The sequence below is a fragment of the Candidatus Methylomirabilota bacterium genome (assembly GCA_036001065.1).
In the GTDB taxonomy this organism is placed as follows: domain Bacteria; phylum Methylomirabilota; class Methylomirabilia; order Rokubacteriales; family CSP1-6; genus MNEF01.
This window is the reverse complement of sequence record DASYUQ010000146.1, coordinates 17,401-37,784: the sequence shown is the minus strand read 5'-3', so window position 1 is coordinate 37,784 and position 20,384 is coordinate 17,401. Positions and strand designations below refer to the sequence as shown.

Sequence of the window (20,384 nt, the reverse complement as noted above, 5' to 3'; positions counted from 1 at the left end):
GGCTGCCGCCAGCGTCTTGGGCTTGATCGCGCTTGCGCTGTTCGCCCCGCTGATTGCGCCGCAGAATCCCTATGATCTGATGCAACTGAGCATCATGGACAATCTGATGGCGCCGGGCTCGCGCGGGCTCGGTGGCCAACTGCATCTGCTCGGGACCGACGAGCAGGGCAGGGACCTGTTGTCCGCCATTCTGTACGGGCTGCGGCTTTCGCTGTTCGTCAGCTTTACCGCCACGGCCTGCGCCTTGCTGTTTGGCACCAGCATCGGCGTCATCGCCGCCTATTTCGGCGGCCGCATCGACGCGACGCTGATGCGGCTGGTCGATCTGCAATTGTCATTTCCCGCCATTCTGATTGCCTTGATTCTGCTGGCGCTGCTCGGCAAGGGCGTCGACAAGGTGGTCATTGCGCTCGTCTCGGTGCAATGGGCCTATTACGCCCGCACCATCCGCGGTTCGGCGCTGGTCGAGCGCCGTCGCGAATATATCGATGCCGCGCGCTGTCTGGCGCTGTCACAATCGCGCATCGTGTTTCGCCATCTCTTGCCCAATGCGTTTCCGCCGCTGATCGTGGTTGCGACCGTACAGATGGCCCATGCCATCTCGCTGGAGGCGACCTTGTCGTTTTTGGGCGTCGGCGTGCCGATCACCGAGCCGTCGCTCGGCCTGCTGATCGCCAACGGCTATGGCTACATGCTCTCGGGCAAATACTGGATCGCATTCTATCCGGGCATTGCGCTCCTACTGGTCATCTTCGCCATCAATCTCGTCGGCGATCGGCTGCGCGACGTGATGAACCCGCGGCTGAAACGATAAAGTCCGTGGCGGCGCCCGTACTCGCACTAACCGATCTGAAGACGCATTACTTCACGCGTGCGGGCGTGATCAGAGCCGTCGACGGTGTCAGCTTGATGCTCAATCGAGGCGAGGTGCTGGGGCTAGTCGGCGAATCTGGCTGCGGCAAGACGGTCACCGGCCTTTCCATTCTCGGCTTGATCGATCCGCCCGGCCGCATCGTTGGCGGCTCGATCCGCCTTGCCGGCGAGGAATTGGTCGGCCGTTCCGATGACGATCTGCGCCGCTATCGCGGCGTGAAAATGGCGATGGTGTTTCAGGACCCGATGAGCACGCTCACGCCGGTATTGCGCATCGACACGCAGATGATCGAGGCGATCACCGCACATGAGCGCGTGTCGAACGCTGCGGCGCGGGCGCGGGCGCGCGCCGGATTGGCCGCGGTCGGCATTGGTGCGCCGGAGGAATGGCTCAAGGCCTATCCGCACCAATTGTCGGGCGGCATGCGCCAGCGCGTCGCGATTGCGATCGCGCTGTTGCACCGTCCGCCGCTCTTGATCGCCGACGAGCCTACGACCGCGCTCGACGTGACGATCCAGGCGCAGATCCTCGAGCTCATGAAGGACCTGTCGCGCCGGCTCGGCGCCGCCATGCTGATCATCACCCACAACCTCGGGGTGGTGGCGCGCTACGCCGATCGCGTGAACGTCATGTATGCCGGCCGCATCATCGAGCGGGGAACGGCGCGCGAGCTGTACGCCAACCCGCGCCATCCGTACACGCTGGGCCTGCTCCACTCGGTGCCGCGGCTCGACGAGCCCCGGCGCGAGCGGCTGGCGCCGATCGAAGGCCAGCCGCCGGACCTCACGCGGTTGCCGCCGGGCTGCGCCTTCGCGCCCCGCTGCGCCTTTCGGATCGAGCGCTGTCTGGCCGAGGCGCCCCCGCTCCGGGCGATCGGGGCGAACGGCCACGTCGCCGCCTGCTGGGAGGCCGAGCGGGTGGAGAGGCGGGTGGCGTGACCGGCGACGTCCTGCTGGAGGTCCGCAACCTGGTCAAGCACTTCACCGTCGGGGCCGGGCTGTTCGGGAGGACGCGTGGCGTGGTGCGGGCGGTGGACGGCGTGAGCTTCGTGATCCGGCGCGGCGAGACGCTGGGTCTGGTCGGCGAGTCGGGGTGCGGCAAGACGACGACGGGGCGGTGTATCCTCCAGCTGGAGCGGCCGACCAGCGGCGAGGTCGTCTTCGAGGGGCGCGATCTGACCACGCTCGACGAGGCTGAGCTGCGCCCCTTCCGGCGCAAGATCCAGGTGATCTTCCAGGACCCCTACAGCTCGCTCAATCCGCGCATGACGGTCGGGCAGATCATCGCCGAGCCCCTGGCGGTGCACGGGATCGTCCCCAACGCCGACCGCCGCCGAGAGCGGGTCCACGAGCTCCTGGTGCGGGTGGGGCTCCTGCCCCAGCACGCCGACCGCTACCCGCACCAGATGTCGGGCGGCCAGCGCCAGCGCGTGGGCATCGCGCGGGCCCTGGCCATGGAACCCGCGCTCATCATCTGCGACGAGCCGGTGTCGGCGCTGGACGTCTCGATCCAGGCGCAAATCATCAACCTGCTCGAGGATCTGCAGGCGGAGCTGGGGCTCACCTATCTCTTCATCGCCCACGACCTCAGCGTGGTCCGGCACATCTCCGATCGGGTGGCCGTCATGTATCTCGGCAAGATCGCGGAGATCACCGACCGCAAGTCCCTCTACGACGACGCCCAGCATCCGTACACCAAGGCGCTCCTGGCCGCCGTGCCGATCCCCGATCCCGAGCTGGAGGCGCGGCGGGAGCGTGTGGTGCTGGCGGGCGAGGTCCCGAGCCCCCTCAACCCTCCCGCGGGATGCGTCTTCCACCCTCGCTGCCCCATCGCCATCGCCCGCTGCCGCGCGGAGGTGCCCTCGCTCCGGGAGGTCAAGCCCGGGCACTGGGCGGCTTGCATCCTCGCTTGACAGCGCGCCGGCCACCCTTTAACGTGGCGAAACCTTTGGGGTGGTGAAACCTTTCGCGACCGTCGCGGTTTTCCCATTGTGAGAGTATGGAGGTGACTGATGCGTCGCGTCACGACACTCTTCGCCCTGGTCCTTGTCGCCGCGCTGGCCGTCCCGGCGACAGCGCAGGAGAAGCCGCGCCACGGTGGTGAACTCGTCTTCCCCGTGCCTTCGGAACCGCCGTCCTATGACGGGCACCGCGAGGAGACCTTTGGCCTGATCCATCCCTTCGCGCCCTTCTACAACACGCTGCTCCGGGTCGATCCCAACGACCCCTCCGGCACCAAGCCGGTGCCCAGCCTCGCCGAGAGCTGGACGATCGCCAAGGACGGTCTGACCTACACCTTCAAGCTCCGCCGCGGAGTGAAGTTCCACGACGGGAGCGAGATGACGTCCAAAGACGTCAAGGCCTCCTACGACAAGATCATCTCCCCACCGGCCGGGGTGGGCTCGACCCGCCAGGGCCAGTACGCCGTGGTCGAGGCCGTCGAGGCGCCTGACCCCTACACCGTCCGCTTCCGCCTCAAGTGGCCCTCGGGCGCCTTCCTGACCTCCTTGGCCTCCCCCTGGAACTTCATCTACAAGGCCGACATCCTGGCCAAGGACATGCACTGGTACGAGAAGAACATCATGGGGACCGGGCCCTTCATCTTCGTCGAGCACGTCAGGGGCTCCCACGTGGTCGGCAAGAAGAACCCCACCTACTGGGACAAGGGCAAGCCGTACCTCGACGGCTTCCGAGCCCTGTTCGTGCGCGACACGGCGGCCCAGGTGTCCCTGATCCGGGGCGAGCGCGCCCACATTCAGTTCCGCGGGTTCGCGCCCAAGGATCGGGACAACCTGAAAGCCGCGCTCGGCGACAAGATCACGGTTCAGGAAAGCCCGTGGGACTGCATCCTGCTGGTGGCGATCAACCACGAGAAGAAGCCCTTCGACGACAAGCGCGTGCGCCGAGCGCTGACGCTCGCCCTGGACCGGTATGAAGGCTCGAAGGCCCTGTCGCAGATCGCGATCGTGAAGGAAGTGGCGGGCGTCGTGGTGCCCGGCACGCCGTTCGCGACGCCGCCCGACGAGCTCGCCAAGCTCGCCGGCTACTGGCGCGACATCACCAAGTCGCGCGAGGAGGCCAAGCGTCTGCTGCGGGAGGCCGGGGTGCCGGACGGGTTCTCCTTCACCTTCAAGAACCGCGGCATTCCCATGCCCTACGAGCCGCTCGCCGTCTGGCTCATCGATCAGTGGCGCCAGATCGGGCTCAACGTCAAGCACGAGGTGGTGGAATCGGCGGCGTACTTCGGGCAGGTCGTGCGGCCGGGGAACTTCGAGGCGGCGATGGACTTCCAGTGCGGATATATCGTGGAGCCCGACCTCGATCTCTACAAGTTCGTCTCGCGAGACAAGAACCCCGCCAACTACAGCCGCTACACCGACCGGACCCTGGACGAGCTCTACGACAAGCAGTCGCGGGCCGGGGACCCCGAGGAGCGGAAGAAGCTGGTCCGCCAGTTCGAGAAGCGGCTCCTCGACGAGGAGGCCCATTACCTGATGACTCTGCAGTGGCACCGCATCATCCCGCACTCGGCCAAGGTCAAGGGCTGGCAGGTCACGCCGAGCCACTACCTCAACAACACGCTCGACGTGGTGTGGCTGGCCGACTAATTCTCGGAGGGGGGCTTCGCCCCCCATCCCTATCGGAGGGGGCCTCGCCGGCCCCCTCCGGTGCCTCCCCGGAGGATAGATTGCGCCGGCGGAGCCGGCGCGCGAAGCGCCCGAAGGCAGCGGTGGTGATACGGGGGAGCTCCTGAGATGTTGAAGTACATCGCCAAGCGATTCCTCCTGATGATCCCCACCCTGCTCGGGGTGGCAATCCTGACGTTCTTCTTGCTGCGGATCGTCCCCGGGGACGTCGTGGAGGCCCGCTTCATCGCGGCGGGGCAGGGCCAGTTCGTCGATCGCGCCCTCATGGACATGGAGCGCGCCAAGCTCGGGCTCGACCAGCCGATGTGGAAACAGTTCGTGGCGTGGATGTGGGGGCTCGTGCGGCTGGACCTGGGGCTCAGCATGTGGACGGGCGCGCCCATCACTGAGGAGATCAAGCTGCGGCTCGCCCTCTCCCTGCAGCTGGCGATCATGGCCACGGTGGTGGCCACGCTGCTGGCCATTCCGCTGGGGGTCGTCGCGGCGCTCAAGCAGGACACCTGGATCGACTACGCCGTCCGGGTGTTCTCCATCGCAGGGCTGGCCATGCCCTCGTTCTGGCTGGGGATCCTGATGATCCTGGGCTTCCTCATCATCTTCAAGTGGCTTCCGCCCATGGTCTACACGCCCTTCTGGGTCGACCCGTGGGAGAACCTGGCCCAGCTCATCTGGCCGGCGCTGGCGGTGGGCTACCGCTACTCCGCGGTGGCCACGCGGATGACCCGCTCCGCGATGCTGGAGGTGCTCCGCGAAGACTACATCCGCACCGCCCGGGCCAAGGGGCTGTGGCTGAAGCTGATCCTGGTGCGGCACGCCCTCAAGAACGCCATGCTTCCGGTGGTGACCGTCATCGCGCTCGAGTTCGCGTTCCTGCTCGGCGGCCTGGTGGTGACCGAGCAGGTGTTCAACCTGAACGGGATCGGCATGCTCTTCGTGGAGGCGATCGCCCGCCGCGACTACACACTGACCCAGGCCCTCGTGCTGCTGACCGCGTCGACATTCATCGTCGTCAACTTTCTGATGGACGTCATGTACGCCTGGCTCGACCCGCGGATCCGCTACCGCTAGCCCCGTGGCCATCACCCCGCCCATCGACCGCGCCGTAGAGCTCCTGGAGGCTGGGCCCCGCCGGGTCTGGATGGCGGCGGTGTGGGATTTCGTGCAGCGCCGCCCGCTGGGGGCGGCCGGGGCGGGCATCGTCCTGGTGATGTTTGTCGTGGCCGTCACGGCCACCGTGATCGCGCCCTACGACCCGCTGGCCGTGGACTTCGGGGCTATGCTGACGGCGCCCGCGATGGATCACTGGCTCGGCACGGACGCCTTCGGCCGCGACGTCCTCTCGCGCATGATCTACGGGTCGCGGACGGCCCTCATCGTCGGGTTCGGCGCCGCCTTTTTCGGGGCCACGGCGGGAGCGATCCTCGGTGTCGCCAGCGCCTACTTCGCGGGCCGGATCGACCTCTATCTCCAGCGGGTCATGGATATCTTCATCTCGTTCCCGCTCATCATCCTGGCCCTGGCCATGGTGGCCATCCTGGGCAACAACCTGCCGAACCTCATCACCGCCATCACCGTCCCGATGATCCCGCGCTCCGCGCTCGTGATCCGCTCCAGCGCCCTCAGCGTTCGCGAGATGCCCTATGTGGACGCCGCGCGCGCCGCTGGGTTCGGCCACGCCCGGATCATCCTCCGCCACATGCTCCCGAACGTGATGGCGCCGTACCTGATCATGCTGACCGCCTTCCTGGGGCAGGCGATCCTGCTCGAAGCCTCGCTGTCGTTCCTCGGGCTCGGCGTGCAGGAGCCCACGCCGGCGTGGGGGCTCATGCTGCGAGGCGCGGCCGTGCAGTTCGCGGAAACGGCACCCTGGATGGCGATCTTTCCCGGACTGGCGATCAGCCTCGCCGTGTTCGCCTTCAACCTCTTTGGCGACTCGCTGCGGGACGCGCTCGACCCCAAGCTCCGAGCGCAATGAGCGCGCGAGCGCTCCTTGCGGCGCGCGAGGTGGGCGGGGTCCTGCTACGGCCCTCGGCGGAGGCGAAGGTAGCCGGTGAGCACCAGCAGCAGGCTCCCGGCGGTGATGCAGAGCGCGCCGACGAGGACGCGGGTCAGCGAGCCTGTCGATTGGCCGCCGATGAGATAGACGTTGAGAAGGCGCTCCGAACCGATCGCGAGCAAAACGATGCCGGCGACCAGGAGCCCCTTGAGCGTCAGCCCACGCGGCACGTCTAATCCTGATGGGGGTCGGAAATTTCGACGCGGTTGGCGTGGATGACTCCCGACGGGTCCGCCTGCCCGACCACGACGAGGAACGTCCCCGACGGCCAGCGGTACACTGTGGTCGGACGCTCGCGCCACTTCCGGGGCGTCGCCGAGTCGCGCCAAACGAGCACCACGTCGGCATTCCGGATCCTGATGGTAGGCAACTCGATGCTCCCGTTCGCGCCGACCTCTTCGATTACGAGCAGCCCCTGGGCGGGAGTCAGGCTGTGGAGGCGGCCCGCGTGGCGCGCGGTTGGGTTCTGTTCGGCATACGCGATGACCGAGATCGACAAGAGGGAGGCCGAGATCGACAGGAGAAGGGCCAAGGTCAAGAGACATCGCATGAAGGTCGTCATGCCGTCGCTCCTCCTGTACAGGAAGTGTAGGGCGCGTGGGAGCACAAACTTAGGAGAATGGCGTGGGCCGGTGGCTTGCAGGGAAGCGGTAAGTACGTGAAATGCTTGACACGGTCCGGGGAGTCATGTACAAATCGTCTGGTCCGACCTCAATCGCCGTGCTTCCGACAGGGGGATTTCGATGCCGTATATCATCGCCGAGCCGTGCATCAACGTCAAAGACAAGGCCTGCGTCGAAGTCTGCCCCGTCGACTGCATTTATGAAGGCCCGGACATGCTGTTCATCCATCCGGATGAGTGCATCGACTGCGGCGCCTGCGAGCCCGTGTGCCCGGTGAAGGCGATCTTCGCGGAGGACGAGACGCCGGAGCAGTGGAAGCGCTTCATCGAGCTGAACCGCCAGTTCTTCAAGGACAACCCCGGGGTGCAGCCCGCGAAGAAGGATTGAGCCGGCCCGCGTTGTCGGCTCCCCGCGAAAGGGCCCGATTCCCGGGCCCTTCGCTTTTGCACAGCCCGCGTGGCACCGCGCCCGGAGTCCTGTGCAGGTGGGCGGCGCCGCCGGCGTCGAAGTCCTGCGAATTCGCCCCCTTCAGGCGTGGCACACGCGTTGCGTCTGTCACCGCCCATGAGCGTCCTCAGCCGACCCGCTCCGGTCGCGCCGCCGACGCCGGTCCCGCCGGCGCCGGGCTATCACGGCGCCGTCTGCGAGTTCAAGCGCCGCCTGATCGAGGCCACACTGCACCAGGTTCAGGGCAACCGAACGCACGCGGCTCGCGCGCTCGGTCTGCAGCGCACCTATCTGCTGCGGCTCATCCGCGACCTCGGCGTGGCCGCGCCTCCGCCTCCGCCGCGACGCGGCCGCGGCAACGGAGCGAGCGCGCCCCACTGACCGCGGTTCCCCGACCCGCCCCGGCCGGCGCGTCCGTCACCGGCGGCTCACCGCTCGCCCTGCGCGCGCGACCGGTAGGGCCGGGCCCGCTACAATAGTCACGGCACATGCGTGACGTCTGGATCGCGGGCGTGGGAATGACCAGGATCGGCCGCCGGGCCGAAGGGCTTCAGGATCTGATGGCCGAGGCGGCCCACGCGGCGCTGGCGGCCGCCTCCATCGAGCGGCCCCACGCGATCGTGGTCGCCGCGATGAATCCCGAGGAGTTCCTCGGCGACGGCAACTTCGCCTCCAGTGTCGCGAACCACCTGGGCTTCGCCGACGTGCCGACGATCCGGATCGAGACCGCCACCTCGTCGGGCGCCGCCGCCTTCTACGCGGGCTTCGCCCAGGTGGCGGCCGGCCTGACCCGCCGGGTGCTCGTCGTGGGCGGTGAGAAGATGACGCACCTGCCGACGCCGCGCGTGTCCGAGCTGATCGGGCGCTCGATCGATCCCTATGAGCGCTCCTACGGAGCCACCATGCCGGCCCTGGCCGGGCTCGTCACGCGGGCCCTCATGGCGCGGCAGCCGATCGGCGAGCGCGAGATCTCGCAGGTCGCGGTGAAGAACCACGCCCACGCCGCGCGGAATCCCTACGCGCATTTCCGGGAGCCCGTGTCGCTCGAGCAGGTGATGCAGAGCCGCATGGTGGCCGATCCGCTGCGGCTGCTCCACTGCTGCCCGATCTCCGACGGGGCCGCGGCCGCGGTGCTGACGGCCGAGCGCACGCCGGTGCGGGTGGCGGGGATCGGGCAGGGGACCGACACGCTCGCCCTTCGCCACCGGTCCGACCTGACGAGCTTCAGGGCCACCCAGGGCGCCGCGCGCGCGGCCTTCGCGATGGCCGGGTTCGGTCCTGAGCGCGTCGACTTCGCCGAAGTCCACGATGCCTTCGCGCCCTTCGAGCTGATCGCGCTGGAGGACCTCGGCCTCGTCCCCCCCGGCAAGGCGGTGCGCGCCACCGTGCACGGCGAGACGGCGCTCGACGGGCGACTGCCGATCAATCCCTCCGGCGGCCTCAAGGCGCGCGGCCATCCGCTGGCGGCGACCGGCCTGGCGCAGCTCGTCGAGTGCGTGTGGCAGCTTACCGGGCGGGCCGAGGGCCGGCAGGTGGACGGCCGCGTGGCTCTGGCCCATTCCATCGGCGGGCTCGCGACGAACAACTGGGTGACAATCTTGGAATCGGCATGATCGAGAGGATCGCGGCCTCCCGCTGTCGGCGGTGCGGAATGGTCGTGGCTCCCCCCGCCCCCTTCTGCCCGTGGCATCCGGTCGCCATGGCGCCGACCACCGTCGCCGGGGTGGGCGAGATCGTGTCCTTCACGACGCTGCACTCGCCGCCGGAGGGCTTCCGCTCGCCCCTGCACCTCGCGCTGGTGGCGCTGGAAGGCGGCGCCCGCTTCCTCTGCCACGGCGCCGAGACCCGCGGCCTCAAGATCGGCTCCCGGGTGGCGATCGAGGCCGTCAACGAGGTCTACTACTTCTCGCACCTCGGCGCCCTCGATCGCGCGCGGCTATTCTGGCGGCGCGCCGGTCACGCCGGCGACCGGGTCAACGCCATCACCCGGAGCGTCGTGAAGAAGCTCTGGCCAGGAGGCTCCCGTGGCGCGAGCGGCTAAGCCCCTGGCCGGCCTCCGCGTGCTCGACCTCACGCGCGTGCTGGCCGGGCCCTTCTGCTCGCAGATCCTGGGCGACATGGGCGCCGAGGTGATCAAGATCGAGGAGCCCGGTAAGGGCGACGACACGCGCCGCTGGCCGCCGTTCGTCGTCGGTGAGGCGACCTACTTCATGTCGGTGAACCGCAACAAGCGGAGCGTGGCGCTCAACCTCAAGGCGGCCGAGGGCATCGCCATCCTCCGGAAGCTCGCCGCCAAGAGTGACGTGCTGATCGAGAACTTCCGGCCGGGGACGATGCAGCGCCTCGGGCTCGGCTACCCGGCCCTGGGCAGGCTCAACCGCCGGCTTGTCTACTGCTCGATCTCCGGCTTCGGCGAGTCGGGTCCCGAGGCGCATCGCGCGGGCTACGACCTGATCGTGCAGGGCGAGTCCGGCATCATGGACCTGACGGGCTTTCCCGACGGCCCGCCGGTGAAGGTCGGCAACTCCATCGCCGACCTTGTGGCGGGCATGTCGGCCGCTCATGGGATCACCCTGGCGCTGCTGGCCCGGACGAGGACGCGGCGGGGCCAGAAGGTCGAGATCGCCATGCTCGACGTGATGGCTTCGCTGCTGACGTACCAGGCCGGGATCTATTTCGGGACGGGCCAGCGCCCCGCCCGCAAGGGCAACCAGCACCCGTCGATCGTGCCCTACGAGGTCTTCAAGGCCGGTGACGCGTACCTCACCCTGGGCGTCGCCAACAACTCGCTCTGGAAGCAGTGCTGCGCGGCGCTGGAGCGGCCGGAGCTGGCCGGCGACCCGCGCTTCGACACGGAGGCCAGGCGGGTCGAGAACCGCGGACAGCTCGTCCCGCTGCTGAACGAGATTCTGGGGACGCGGAGCGCGGAGGAGTGGCTCAAGCGGCTGGAGGCGGCCGGCGTCCCCGCCGGGCGCATCAAGACCGTGGCCGAGGTCTGCCAGAGCGAGCACCTCAAGGCCCGCGGCATGATCGTGCGCCTGCCCCATCCCCGGGCGGGCCACGTCACGGTCATGGGCGTGCCCGTGCGCCTGGGCTCCACGCCGGGCGCCGTCACCACGCCGCCCCCCCTGCTCGGCGAGCACACCGACGTGGTGCTCAAGCGCGTGCTCGGGATGAAGGCCGCCGAGATCGCGCGGCTGCGCCGGGCCGGGGTCGTGTAGATCGACGCCGTCGCGGCGGGGGGAAGGCCCGGTCGATGCGGGCGACGTCCTCCGCGCTCAGGGTGAACTCCAGCGCCGCCGCGTTCTCGCGGAGGTGCTCGGGCCGGCTGGCCTTGGGGATCGTGAAGAGCGACGGCCGGCGCGTGAGGAAGTTCAGTACGACCTGGCGCGGGGTGCGGCCGTACTTCTTGGCGATCGACGCCACCACCCCCCGCGCATAGCCGCCGCGGGCCAGCGGCGTGTAGCCCACCACCGCGATCCCCTCGCGCTCACAATAGGGCAGGAGCTCCCCCTCGATGCCGCGCGCCTTGACGTGGTAGAGGACCTGGTTGCACACGAGCCGCTCGCCGGTGAGCGCGGCCCGGGCCGCCTTCAGCTGGCCGACTGCGAAGTTGCTCACGCCGATGAAGCGGACGAGTCCCCGCCCGACCAGCGTCTCCATCGCGCGCATCGTGTCGGCGATGGGATGGCGCTCGCTCCACCAGTGGATCAAGTAGAGGTCGAGGTAGTTGGTCTTGAGCCGCCGGAGCGAGGCCTCGCAGGCGCGGAGCGTGCCGTCGTAGGACGCGTGGGACGGCGGCACCTTGGCGGTGACGAAGACCTCGGGGCGCCGCCCCGCGATGGCCTCGCCCACGACCTCCTCGGCGCCGCCGTTGCCGTACATCTCGGCCGTATCGATGTGGGTCAGGCCGAGATCGAGCCCCAGGCGGAGTGCGGCGACCTCATCCTTCCGGGCGCTCTGCCGCTCGCCCATGCGCCAGGTGCCCTGGCCGATGACGGCGACGGGGTAGCTGGAGGCGCCGAAGGGGCGCGTGATCACCGGCGACTGAGGAACACCAGCACGAGGCCCACGACGACGGCGACGCCGCCGATCACGGGCGGTAGGGGGATCGTCTTCTCCTCCTTGGCTTCGATCTTGAGCGGCCCCACGTCGACCACGTTCTTCTGCGTGGTGTACGAGATTCCCTGAATCGCCAACGCGATGATCCCGAGGATGATGAGGGCGATGCCCACGAGCGTGACCGGCTTCATCGGGGAACCTCCTCCTGACCTTGGCGCTGCCGCCTCCATCGTACCTTGACACCCCCTCGGGGGCTATCGCATCATGTCAGGACCCCCGCCGGGGCTCGGAGGGACGCCACGCGCCGCCTGATCAAGATCTACGACACCACCCTTCGTGACGGCACCCAGGGTGAAGGCGTGTCGTTCTCGATGGAGGACAAGGTCCGCCTGGCCACGCGCTTCGACGCCTTCGGCATCCACTACATCGAGGGCGGCTGGCCGGGGTCGAACCCCAAGGATCTGCGCTTCTTTCGCCGGATGCAGGACGTGGCGCTTAAGCACGCCAAGCTGGCCGCCTTCAGCATGACGCGACGGGCGGGCGCCAGTGCGGAGTCGGACGCCAACATGCAGGCGCTCATCGCGGCGGGCGCTCCGGTGGCGACCATCGTGGGCAAGTCGTGGGACTTTCACGTGACCGACGCGCTGGAGACCACGCTGCCGGAAAACCTGGCCATGATCGCCGACACGATCGCGTTCCTCCGCGCGCGCGTGGAGGAAGTCATCTACGACGCCGAGCACTTCTTCGACGGTTTCCGCGCCAACCGCGACTACGCGCTGGCCACGCTCCGGGCGGCGGCGGACGCGGGGGCCCACTGGATCGTCCTCTGCGACACCAACGGCGGGACGCTCCCCGTCGAGCTGGTGGAGACGATCCGCGAGGTGAAGCGGCATATCAGGACGCCGCTGGGCATTCACGCCCACAACGACGCCGAGTGCGCCGTCGCCAACTCGCTGGCCGCCATCCTGGAGGGCGTCGGCCAGGTGCAGGGCACGATGAACGGGTTCGGCGAGCGGTGCGGCAACGCCAACCTCGTCTCCATCGTCCCCAGCCTCGTGCTCAAGCTGGGCTTCGACTGCATCCCCGAGCCCAACCTGGGCGAGCTGCGCGATCTCTCGCGCTTCACGGCCGAGCTGGCCAACCGCAAGCCCTGGGCGTCCCAGCCGTACGTCGGCGACTCGGCCTTCGCTCACAAGGGAGGCATGCACGTCTCGGCGGTGCTCAAGCACCCGGAGACGTACGAGCACGTGAACCCGGAGGCGGTGGGCAACCACCGCCGCGTCCTCGTCTCCGAGCTGGCGGGGAAGTCCAACATCCTGTGGAAGGCGCGCGAATACGGCATCGACATCGACCGGGACACGCCGGACTCGCGCCGCATCCTCGACCAGCTCAAGGCGCTCGAGGACCAGGGGTTCCAGTTCGAGGGCGCCGAGGCCTCGTTCGAGCTCCTGATGGAGCGGGCCCTCGGCCGCCACGCGCCCTACTTCGAGCTCGAGGCCTACCGCGTCATCGTGGAGGAGCAGAACGCCTCCGCGGAGCCCGTGGCCGAGGCCACGGTGCGGCTGCGGGTCAAGGGCATCCCCGAGCACACGGCAGCCTCGGGCAACGGGCCGGTCGACGCGCTGGACCATGCCCTCCGCAAGGCTCTGGAGGAGTTCTACCCCAACCTCAAGGCGATGCGCCTGCTCGACTACAAGGTGCGCATCCTCGACGAGTCCAAGGGCACGGCGGCCAAGACCCGGGTGCTGATCACCTCGGGGGACGGGCGCGAGACGTGGGGCACCGTCGGCGTCGCCGACAACATCATCGAGGCTTCGTGGCAGGCCCTCGTCGACTCGATCGAGTACAAGCTGCGCGCCGACGAGAGGCGAAGCGGCGCGCGCTGATCCCGGTGGGATGAGGATCTTCGTCGTCGACGACGAGCCGTCCATTCTGCAGCTCTGCCGGAAGGTGCTCACGAGCCGGGGCCACGTGGTGGAGGGTTTCGCGCGCGGCCAGGAGGTGCTGTCGCGGCTGGGGGTGGAGTCGGCCGACCTGCTGGTGGCCGATTACAAGATGCCCGACCTCGACGGCCTCGAGCTCGTGCGCCGGGCCCGTGCCCTCCGACCCGAGCTGCGCGTCCTGATGATCACCGGCCACGGCACGCGGGTGGTGATCGAGGCGGCCCAGGCGGCCGGCGTCGACGGCATCCTCGTCAAGCCGTTCACCTCCAACGAGCTGGCCGAGGCCGTCTCGACCGCGACGACGCCCCGGCCGGCCTGAGCCGGCCGGCCGCTGGTCTTTCGCTGATTCCGGGACCGGCGGCGGGCCGTCCGCGCGGCGATTCAGATCGCCCGGGTGGTCCGCCAGGTGCGGATCTGGTCGCCGTGCTCCTTGTAGTGGTGCGCCGAGTTGAGGTCGACGATCTTGTACGCGGTCTTGCCCGGCTGGTAGCGCCCGGCCGGGACCGTGGCCGCCACGTGCATGAGGTACTCGTGCGACTTGTCGAACTCGAGCAGGACGTCCGCCACCTTCGCGTGGCGGGCGGCGGCCGCGAACCTGGCGTTCCAGGCGTCCACGTCGTCGTAGCGCACGCCCTCGGGGATGGGCCGCTCGCCCCGCGCCAGGCGCTCGAGGGCCGGGCCCATCTCGCGATGCCAGCCCGACATGTGGGCGACGATGTCTTTCACGCTCCACGTCCCCAGCCACACCTCGGTCATCTGCTCCTCGTTCAGTCCGCGCAAGACCTCGTGAAACGCCTTGTACTCCCGCGCCGCCGCGTTCAGCAGCTCGTCTTTCGCAGTCACGGTGCGTCTCCTTCCGCGGATCGTGCGCTAGGGCGCCAGGCGTTTGTAGAAGAGCAGCTCGCGGTAGCCCTGCGGCAGGTTGTCGATGTAGCCCGAGGGAGAGAAGCCCAGCGCGGTGTGCATCCGGATCGAGACCGCGTTGGTCTCTTCCGTCGACGAGTAGAGGCGGGGGCTGGGTGACATCTGCTCGACGGCCTTGAAGAGCGCGCGGGCCACGCCCCGCCGGCGAAAGTCCTCGCGGACGCAGACCAGCGACACCAGCGTGCACTGAAACCAGTCCGTCCGGTAGGCGAGGACACCGGCCACCTCCTCATCGGCGTCGGCGATGAGCAGGTGGTGCCGCTCGAGGTGCGAGCGGACGAACGGTCCGGCCCGCTCAGGACCCAGGACCTCGGCGGCCAGCGTCATGACTGCGGCGAGGTCGGACGGTTGGACGTGCCGGATCACCATGACGCCAGTGTACCGCCCGGCGCTCAGCCGCGCAGGAAGGCCAGGATTTCGCGCTTCACGAGGGCGTGGTCGCCGAGCAGGATCGTGTAGTGGTTCGTGTCGGGCACGACCACCAGGCGGCAGCCCGGGATGGCCCGGGCCAGGGCCTCGGCTTCCTCGGGGGTCATCAGGCAGTCGTCGGCGCCGAGCAGGCCCTCGGGCGCGCGCAGGAGCAGCGTCGGCGCGGCGATCGTGTGGTGGAGCGCCCACAGCCGCGTGCGGGCGAGGCTGGCCACCTCCTCCTCGATCGCGTGGCGTGGCACCTTGGAGCGGACGCCGCCGCCCGGCCCCGGCTCGACGTCGTAGGTGAAGTAGCGCGTGAGGTGCTCGTTCCAGCGGCCGTCGAACATCGGGAGGTTCCGGAGCATGCCCAGGTAGATCTCCAGCGACGGGAACTCCACGCCGAGCCGGTTGACGGCCGGCGCGATCGAGTCGAACACCTCGGCCCGCACGTCGAGGCCCCCGTCGATCAGGATCAGCTTCTCGACGCGCGTCGGATAGTGGGCGGCGAACCACACGCCGATTCCGGCGCCGAGGGAGTGGCCCATGACGATCGCGCGCCCGAGCCCCAGGTGGTCGAGCAGCCCCAGCAGATCGCGGGCGTGCTCGGCCAGGCTGTATCCGCGCTCGGGCTTGTCGCTGTCGCCGCGGCCGCGGAGGTCGTAGGCGACGAGCCGGAACTCCGGGGTCACCATGTCCGCCAGCGGGTACCAGCACGTGTGATTGGCCGTGAGCCCGTGCACGGCGACGATGGTGGGGCCGGAGCCGGGCCAGGGTTGGGCGGCCAGGCCGACGCCCTTGGTGGTGACGCGATCCATCAATAGGTCCCCGGCCGCACCTGCTTGTAGAGATCCTTGAGCTTCTCGGCCGAGAACCCCTTCGATTGGCAGAGCCCGATGATCTGGCGCTCGTCGGCCTCCACCCTGGCCACCGCCTCGGGGATCTTCTCGGCGATCTCGGGGGGAACCGTGACCACGCCGTGCTGATCGGCGTGGACGAGGTCGCCCGGCTTCACCCAGAGGCCACCCACCTTCACGGGTAAGCCGAAATCCACCATGTGCACGTAGGCGTGCGAGACCGAGACGTGGGCGGCGGCGAACTGGAAGCCGAGCGCCCGCACCTCGTCGAGGTCGCGCACCGAGCCGTCGGTGACGGCTCCTGCGCATCCCAACGCCTTGTGGATGTTCGCCTGCACCTCGCCCCACTGGGCACCCTGGCCGCGCGGGTCGTCCAGGTCGTGGACGACGATGACCCGCGGCGCGGGGATCGAGAGGACGTAGTCCCACCAGGCGAAGGTGCTGGCGCGGTGGCCCTGCAGGGGCTGGGGCTCGGCGCGGATCAGCGCGGTGACGGCGTAGCCCACCAGCGGGCCCAGCTCGGGAAAGAGACAGTGGACCTCCGAGGAGATGAAGCCCTGGTGGCGGGGTCGGACGTTGAACGTCTCGATGGCGTTGGCGACGCTGGGGCTGGAGACCTTCCGAAGCGCGTCGATCACGTCGACCTCCTGTGGTGCGGTTCGAGGGCGGTGAGGCCGGCCGTCAGATGGTGTCCTTTCGGCGTTGGATCAGGAGCCGCCGGAGCGTCTGGGCGGTCTCCTCGACCTGGTGCAGGTTGGGGTTGACCGCCAGCGCGCGGTCCATGTAGAGGAGCGCTTTCTCCGGCTCCCCGAGCTGGAGATGGATCATGCCATAGCCGCTGAGCGCGCCGAAGTGGTAGGGATTGCGCTTCATCACCTCGTCGCAGTCGGCCAGCGACTTGGCGTACTCGCCCCGCAGGTAGTAAACGGTCGCGCGCTTGTTCCAGCCCTCGGCGAAGTCCGGGCGGAGCTCGATGACGCGGGTGAACGTGTCGACGGCCGCCTCGCCCTGACGCGTCTGCATCTGCTCGATGCCGAGGGCGAGCAGGCGGTCCACCTGCTCGTCGCCGGAGCGGCTCCAGACCTGCCACATCGCGTTCTCCGCGAAGGCGCGCACGACCGAATCTGCGTCGCGGAGCGCCTGGACGAGACGGGGCAGATCGCTCATGGCGCCGGTCTCCCCGAGCATCTGGGCGCCGCGCCGCCGAGCCTCCACGCTGCCCTGGTCACCGAGGTCAGCGAGCCCCTGCTGCCGCGATGGCTGTGCGAGCCGCAGGGCGGGCGCGGAGCCGGAGGCGGAGCGCGTCCGAGGCGAGCCTGAGTGAGGTTGTGCGAGCCGCAGGGCGGGCAGGGGCTGGGGCCCCTGCGTCCGAGGCGAGCCGAAGACAGGTTGTGCGAGCCGCAGGGCGGGCAGGGGCTGGGGCCCCTGCGTCCGAGGCGAGCCCAGGAACGCCTGGACGAGCGCGGTCGACGCGGCGACCAGGACCCAGCCCGTCACGACGGCCGCCCGCGCCTCACGGGGTATACGCCTCGCTGATGCGGGTCGCGGCGAACCCGGGCTGGCGTCCCCCGCCCGGCACGTACACGGTGCCGCCGACCACGGCGGCGCCGATTCCGTGGCGCGCCGTCGGCATCGGGGCCTTCGCGATCCAGCGGTTGGCGGCGGCCTCGTACATCTCGGTCGCGTTGAAGATCCTGAACGGCGCCTCGCCGCCGAAGACGAGGATGCGGTCGCCCAGCGCGGCGGCGGCCAGCCCGCCCCGGCCGGTGGGCAGCGGCGGGCCGGTCCGCCAGCTATCGGTCGCCGGGTCGTAGACCTCGACGTTCGCGTACTGCGTACCCGTGAACGACCTGCGCCCGCCCAGCGCCCAGACGCGCCCCTGCCAGGCCACTGCGGCCAGGTGGTCGCGCGCCGTAGGCATCGGATTCCCGATGGTCCACCGATCGGCCGCCGGGTCGTAGACCTCGTGGGCGTTGGTCACCTCCTCGGCGGCGCCCCCGAGGGCGTGCAGTCGCCCGCCCACCGCGGCGACGGCCAGCGCCCCGCGCGGGCTCGGCATCGGCGCGCGTGTGATCCACGTGTTGCGCCGGGGATCGTATTCGTACACGGTCTGCGACGCGGTCCAGCCGACGCGGCCCCCGGTGAAGCCACCGACCACGAAGAGCCGCCCATCGGCGACGACTGCGGCCGGGTGGTGCGTCGGCTCGGGCAGCTGCGCGCGCGTCTCCCACTCGTTCGTCGCCGGGTCGTAGGCCTCGACGGTGGCCACGGGGCTCATGCCCGAACCGAAGCCGCCGATCACGTACACGCGGCCGTCGAGCGCGGCCACGGCCACTTCCTGTCGCGCGCTCGGCATCGGCGCGAGCATCCTCCAGGATCCGGGCGCGCTCAGATCGATCGGCGCCGAGGATTCGGTGGTGGCGCCGAGACAGCCGGCGGTGAGCGCGACGAGCCCGGTGAGCCCGAGACGCGTCCAGCCGATCATCGCCGTCCCACCAGGGCGAGGAACGCGGCCTCGTCGAGCACGCTCACCCCCAACCGCCTGGCGTCGTCGAGCTTGCTGCCGGACGCCTCGCCCGCCACCACGTAGTCCGTCTTCTTGGACACCGCGCTGGTGACCCGGCCGCCGAGACGCTCGATCAGCTCGCGGGCGGCGTCACGGGTGATGGAGGCGAGGGTTCCGGTCAGCACGAACGTCTTGCCGGCCAGCGGCCGCGGCCCTGCGGCCACGAAGTCCGGCTGGGTCATGTCCACGCCGGCCTCGCCCAGCCGCCGGATCACGTCCGTGTTGGTGTCGTCGTCGAAGAACTTCCGGACGGCCTGCGCGATCTGCGGGCCGATGCCGCGGATGCCGCTGAGCGCGTCCAGCGACGCCTGCTGCAGACGTTCCATGCTCCCGAACTGGTGGGCCAGGAGCGCGGCCACGCGTTCCCCCACCATCCGGATGCCGAGCGCGTTGAGCAGCCGCGCGAGCCCCCGCGCCTTGGAGGCCTGGATGGCCGTGACGAGGTTCTCGGCGGACTTCTCGGCGAAGCGCTCGAGTTCGGCGACCTCGGCCACCGTCAGGGTGTAGAGGTCGGCGAAGTCCTTCACGCGCTTGCGGTCGACCAGCTGGTCGATGACGGCTTCGCCCAGGTGCTCGATGTCCATGGCCCGGCGCGAGCCGAAGTGGCGGAGCCGCTCCTTGAGCTGGGCGGGGCAAGCGGTGTTCAGGCAGCGCCAGTAGGCCTCGCCGGGCAGGCGCGCGGCCGGGTGACCACAGGCCGGGCAGCGGTCGGGGAAGACGAACGGCCGGCTGTCGGGCGGCCGCTTGGCCGCCACCACCTGCACGACGTAGGGGATGACGTCGCCCGCGCGCTCGATGAGGACCGTGTCGCCGACCCGGACATCCTTGCGGCGGATCTCGTCCTCGTTGTGCAGGCTCACGTTGCTGATGACCACGCCGGCCAGTGGCACCGGGACGAGCTTGGCCACCGGCGTGAGGGTCCCGGTCTTGCCCACGTTCACCTCGATGGCCTGCACGACCGTGGTGGCCTGGCGCGCCGCGAACTTGAAGGCGATGGCCCAGCGCGGGTGGTGGGTCGTGGAGCCCAGGCGCCATTGCTGCTCGAGCGAATCCGCCTTGATCACGGCCCCGTCGGCGTCGTAGGCGAGGGTGTCGCGCTCGGCTTCCAGCCGGACACAGTAGTCGATCACCGCCTCCATGGCCGGGCAGCGCTCGGTCCTGGGATTCGTCTTGAAGCCCGATTCCCGGAGCGCCTGCAGCGTGTCCCAGTACGTGGTGAAGCCCAGCTCGCGCGCCTCGCTGACGTGGTAGAGGAAGATGTCGAGCGGCCGGCGCGCGGTGACCGCGGGGTCTTTTTGGCGCACGGCGCCCGCCGCCGCGTTGCGCGGATTCGCGAACGTCCCCTCACCCGCCTCCTCCAGGGCGCGGTTCAGCCGCTCGAAGTCCGCCCGCGGCATGAACACCTCGCCGCGGACCTCCAGCTCCCGGGCCCGGGCCAGCGGGCCCCGCAGCGCCATCGGGATACTGCGGATCGTTTTCAGATTCTGGGTGACCTCCTCGCCCACGCGGCCGTCGCCCCGCGTGGCTCCCCGCACGAAGCGGCCCTGCTCGTAGAGCAGGGCCACGCCGAGCCCGTCGATCTTGGGCTCGCAGACGTACGTGAAGCGGGCGCCGGGTAGAGCCCGGCCGATGCGCGCCTCGAACTCACGCAGCTGCTCGGGCGTGGTGGCGTTGTCGAGCGAGAGCATGGCCACGCGGTGCTCGACGGGGCGGAACGTGTCCACCGGCTGGCCGGCCACCCGCTGGGTGGGGCTGTCGGGGCTCACCAGCTCGGGAAACTGCGCTTCCAGCTCCCGCAGCTCGCGCAGGAGGGCGTCGTACTCGGCGTCCGAGATCTCGGGGCGCGCCTCGACGTAGTAGAGGTAATCGTGGTGGCGGATCTGCTCCCGCAGCTCGCTGAGACGCTGGGCCGCGTCAGCCTGATTCATTGATGTGGATGGTACCACGCGCACGACCGGCGCTACCCCCGCGGGGGCGC

The 20,384-nt window shown here is 69.5% G+C and carries 24 protein-coding genes; 13 read left to right on the top strand and 11 right to left on the bottom strand.

Going from position 1 to position 20,384, the window contains the following annotated elements; all coding sequences use genetic code 11:
• The 6 genes from VGV13_14560 to VGV13_14535 form a co-directional block, all read left to right on the top strand.
• The coding region (locus VGV13_14560; GenBank protein HEV8642317.1) for an ABC transporter permease at positions 1-814 on the top strand (814 nt) is incomplete at its 5' end.
• Between the two features lie 5 nt (positions 815-819).
• Positions 820-1,812 carry an ABC transporter ATP-binding protein gene (locus tag VGV13_14555; protein HEV8642316.1) on the top strand — a complete coding sequence of 331 codons (993 nt, stop codon included), beginning with the start codon at positions 820-822 and terminating at the stop codon, positions 1,810-1,812.
• Positions 1,809-2,786 carry a dipeptide ABC transporter ATP-binding protein gene (locus VGV13_14550; protein HEV8642315.1) on the top strand — a complete coding sequence of 326 codons (978 nt, stop codon included), beginning with the start codon at positions 1,809-1,811 and terminating at the stop codon, positions 2,784-2,786. The genes VGV13_14555 and VGV13_14550 overlap by 4 nt, the downstream gene beginning before the upstream one ends.
• Positions 2,787-2,885: 99 nt before the next feature.
• Complete coding sequence (locus VGV13_14545) at positions 2,886-4,481, top strand: ABC transporter substrate-binding protein (protein ID HEV8642314.1); 1,596 nt, start codon at positions 2,886-2,888, stop codon at positions 4,479-4,481.
• 147 nt (positions 4,482-4,628) lie between these two features.
• Positions 4,629-5,588: an ABC transporter permease gene (locus tag VGV13_14540; GenBank protein ID HEV8642313.1), complete on the top strand. Its 960-nt coding sequence runs from the start codon at positions 4,629-4,631 to the stop codon at positions 5,586-5,588.
• Positions 5,589-5,592: 4 nt separating this feature from the next.
• The gene (locus VGV13_14535; protein ID HEV8642312.1) at positions 5,593-6,495 is read left to right on the top strand and encodes an ABC transporter permease; all 903 of its coding nucleotides are present in this window, start codon (positions 5,593-5,595) and stop codon (positions 6,493-6,495) included.
• A 44-nt stretch (positions 6,496-6,539) separates the two neighbouring features.
• Here VGV13_14535 and VGV13_14530 read toward each other — a convergent pair whose 3' ends face one another.
• Both VGV13_14530 and VGV13_14525 read right to left on the bottom strand, forming a co-directional pair.
• Positions 6,540-6,746, bottom strand: coding sequence for a hypothetical protein (locus tag VGV13_14530; protein ID HEV8642311.1), 207 nt, complete (start codon positions 6,744-6,746; stop codon positions 6,540-6,542).
• A gap of 2 nt (positions 6,747-6,748) precedes the next feature.
• Entirely contained in the window at positions 6,749-7,138 is a 390-nt protein-coding gene (locus VGV13_14525; GenBank protein ID HEV8642310.1) for a hypothetical protein, read from the bottom strand.
• Positions 7,139-7,319: 181 nt separating this feature from the next.
• Between VGV13_14525 and fdxA the strand changes: the two genes are divergently transcribed.
• The 5 genes from fdxA (at position 7,320) to VGV13_14500 (ending at position 10,867) form a co-directional block, all read left to right on the top strand.
• The gene (gene fdxA, locus VGV13_14520; protein HEV8642309.1) at positions 7,320-7,586 is read left to right on the top strand and encodes a ferredoxin; all 267 of its coding nucleotides are present in this window, start codon (positions 7,320-7,322) and stop codon (positions 7,584-7,586) included.
• Between the two features lie 177 nt (positions 7,587-7,763).
• Positions 7,764-8,027, top strand: a complete 264-nt coding sequence (locus VGV13_14515; protein ID HEV8642308.1) for a helix-turn-helix domain-containing protein — start codon at positions 7,764-7,766, stop codon at positions 8,025-8,027.
• 107 nt (positions 8,028-8,134) lie between these two features.
• On the top strand, positions 8,135-9,259 hold the full coding sequence (locus VGV13_14510) for a thiolase domain-containing protein (GenBank protein HEV8642307.1): 1,125 nt from the start codon (positions 8,135-8,137) through the stop codon (positions 9,257-9,259).
• A 38-nt stretch (positions 9,260-9,297) separates the two neighbouring features.
• Positions 9,298-9,687, top strand: coding sequence for an OB-fold domain-containing protein (locus VGV13_14505; protein HEV8642306.1), 390 nt, complete (start codon positions 9,298-9,300; stop codon positions 9,685-9,687).
• Entirely contained in the window at positions 9,671-10,867 is a 1,197-nt protein-coding gene (locus tag VGV13_14500) for a CoA transferase (protein HEV8642305.1), read from the top strand. The genes VGV13_14505 and VGV13_14500 overlap by 17 nt, the downstream gene beginning before the upstream one ends.
• Here VGV13_14500 and VGV13_14495 read toward each other — a convergent pair.
• Both VGV13_14495 and VGV13_14490 read right to left on the bottom strand, forming a co-directional pair.
• On the bottom strand, positions 10,803-11,687 hold the full coding sequence (locus VGV13_14495; protein HEV8642304.1) for an aldo/keto reductase: 885 nt from the start codon (positions 11,685-11,687) through the stop codon (positions 10,803-10,805). The two genes, VGV13_14500 and VGV13_14495, sit on opposite strands and share 65 nt — an antisense overlap.
• Positions 11,684-11,899 (bottom strand): DUF3185 domain-containing protein, encoded by a 216-nt coding sequence (locus tag VGV13_14490; GenBank protein HEV8642303.1) that lies wholly within the window; start codon positions 11,897-11,899, stop codon positions 11,684-11,686. The genes VGV13_14495 and VGV13_14490 overlap by 4 nt, the downstream gene beginning before the upstream one ends.
• A gap of 117 nt (positions 11,900-12,016) precedes the next feature.
• On the opposite strand from VGV13_14490, the gene cimA reads away from it, so the two are divergent.
• Together cimA and VGV13_14480 are read left to right on the top strand one after the other, a co-directional pair.
• Positions 12,017-13,594, top strand: a complete 1,578-nt coding sequence (gene cimA / locus VGV13_14485) for a citramalate synthase (GenBank protein HEV8642302.1) — start codon at positions 12,017-12,019, stop codon at positions 13,592-13,594.
• 10 nt (positions 13,595-13,604) lie between these two features.
• Complete coding sequence (locus VGV13_14480) at positions 13,605-13,970, top strand: response regulator (protein ID HEV8642301.1); 366 nt, start codon at positions 13,605-13,607, stop codon at positions 13,968-13,970.
• A gap of 62 nt (positions 13,971-14,032) precedes the next feature.
• Here the strand turns inward: VGV13_14480 and VGV13_14475 are convergent, their stop codons facing one another.
• From VGV13_14475 to ligA, 7 genes are all read right to left on the bottom strand, one after another.
• Positions 14,033-14,494, bottom strand: a complete 462-nt coding sequence (locus VGV13_14475) for a ClbS/DfsB family four-helix bundle protein (GenBank protein HEV8642300.1) — start codon at positions 14,492-14,494, stop codon at positions 14,033-14,035.
• Between the two features lie 27 nt (positions 14,495-14,521).
• Positions 14,522-14,944: a GNAT family N-acetyltransferase gene (locus tag VGV13_14470; protein HEV8642299.1), complete on the bottom strand. Its 423-nt coding sequence runs from the start codon at positions 14,942-14,944 to the stop codon at positions 14,522-14,524.
• A gap of 23 nt (positions 14,945-14,967) precedes the next feature.
• On the bottom strand, positions 14,968-15,801 hold the full coding sequence (locus VGV13_14465) for an alpha/beta hydrolase (GenBank protein ID HEV8642298.1): 834 nt from the start codon (positions 15,799-15,801) through the stop codon (positions 14,968-14,970).
• A complete protein-coding gene (locus tag VGV13_14460) occupies positions 15,801-16,478 on the bottom strand; it encodes an RraA family protein (protein ID HEV8642297.1) in 678 nt (225 codons plus the stop codon). The genes VGV13_14465 and VGV13_14460 overlap by 1 nt, the downstream gene beginning before the upstream one ends.
• Positions 16,479-16,521: 43 nt before the next feature.
• A complete protein-coding gene (locus VGV13_14455; GenBank protein HEV8642296.1) occupies positions 16,522-17,007 on the bottom strand; it encodes a tetratricopeptide repeat protein in 486 nt (161 codons plus the stop codon).
• A 346-nt stretch (positions 17,008-17,353) separates the two neighbouring features.
• On the bottom strand, positions 17,354-18,325 hold the full coding sequence (locus VGV13_14450) for a kelch repeat-containing protein (GenBank protein ID HEV8642295.1): 972 nt from the start codon (positions 18,323-18,325) through the stop codon (positions 17,354-17,356).
• Positions 18,322-20,334, bottom strand: a complete 2,013-nt coding sequence (ligA, locus tag VGV13_14445; GenBank protein HEV8642294.1) for an NAD-dependent DNA ligase LigA — start codon at positions 20,332-20,334, stop codon at positions 18,322-18,324. Before ligA ends, VGV13_14450 begins: the two co-directional genes overlap by 4 nt.
• Positions 20,335-20,384: the final 50 nt, after the last annotated feature.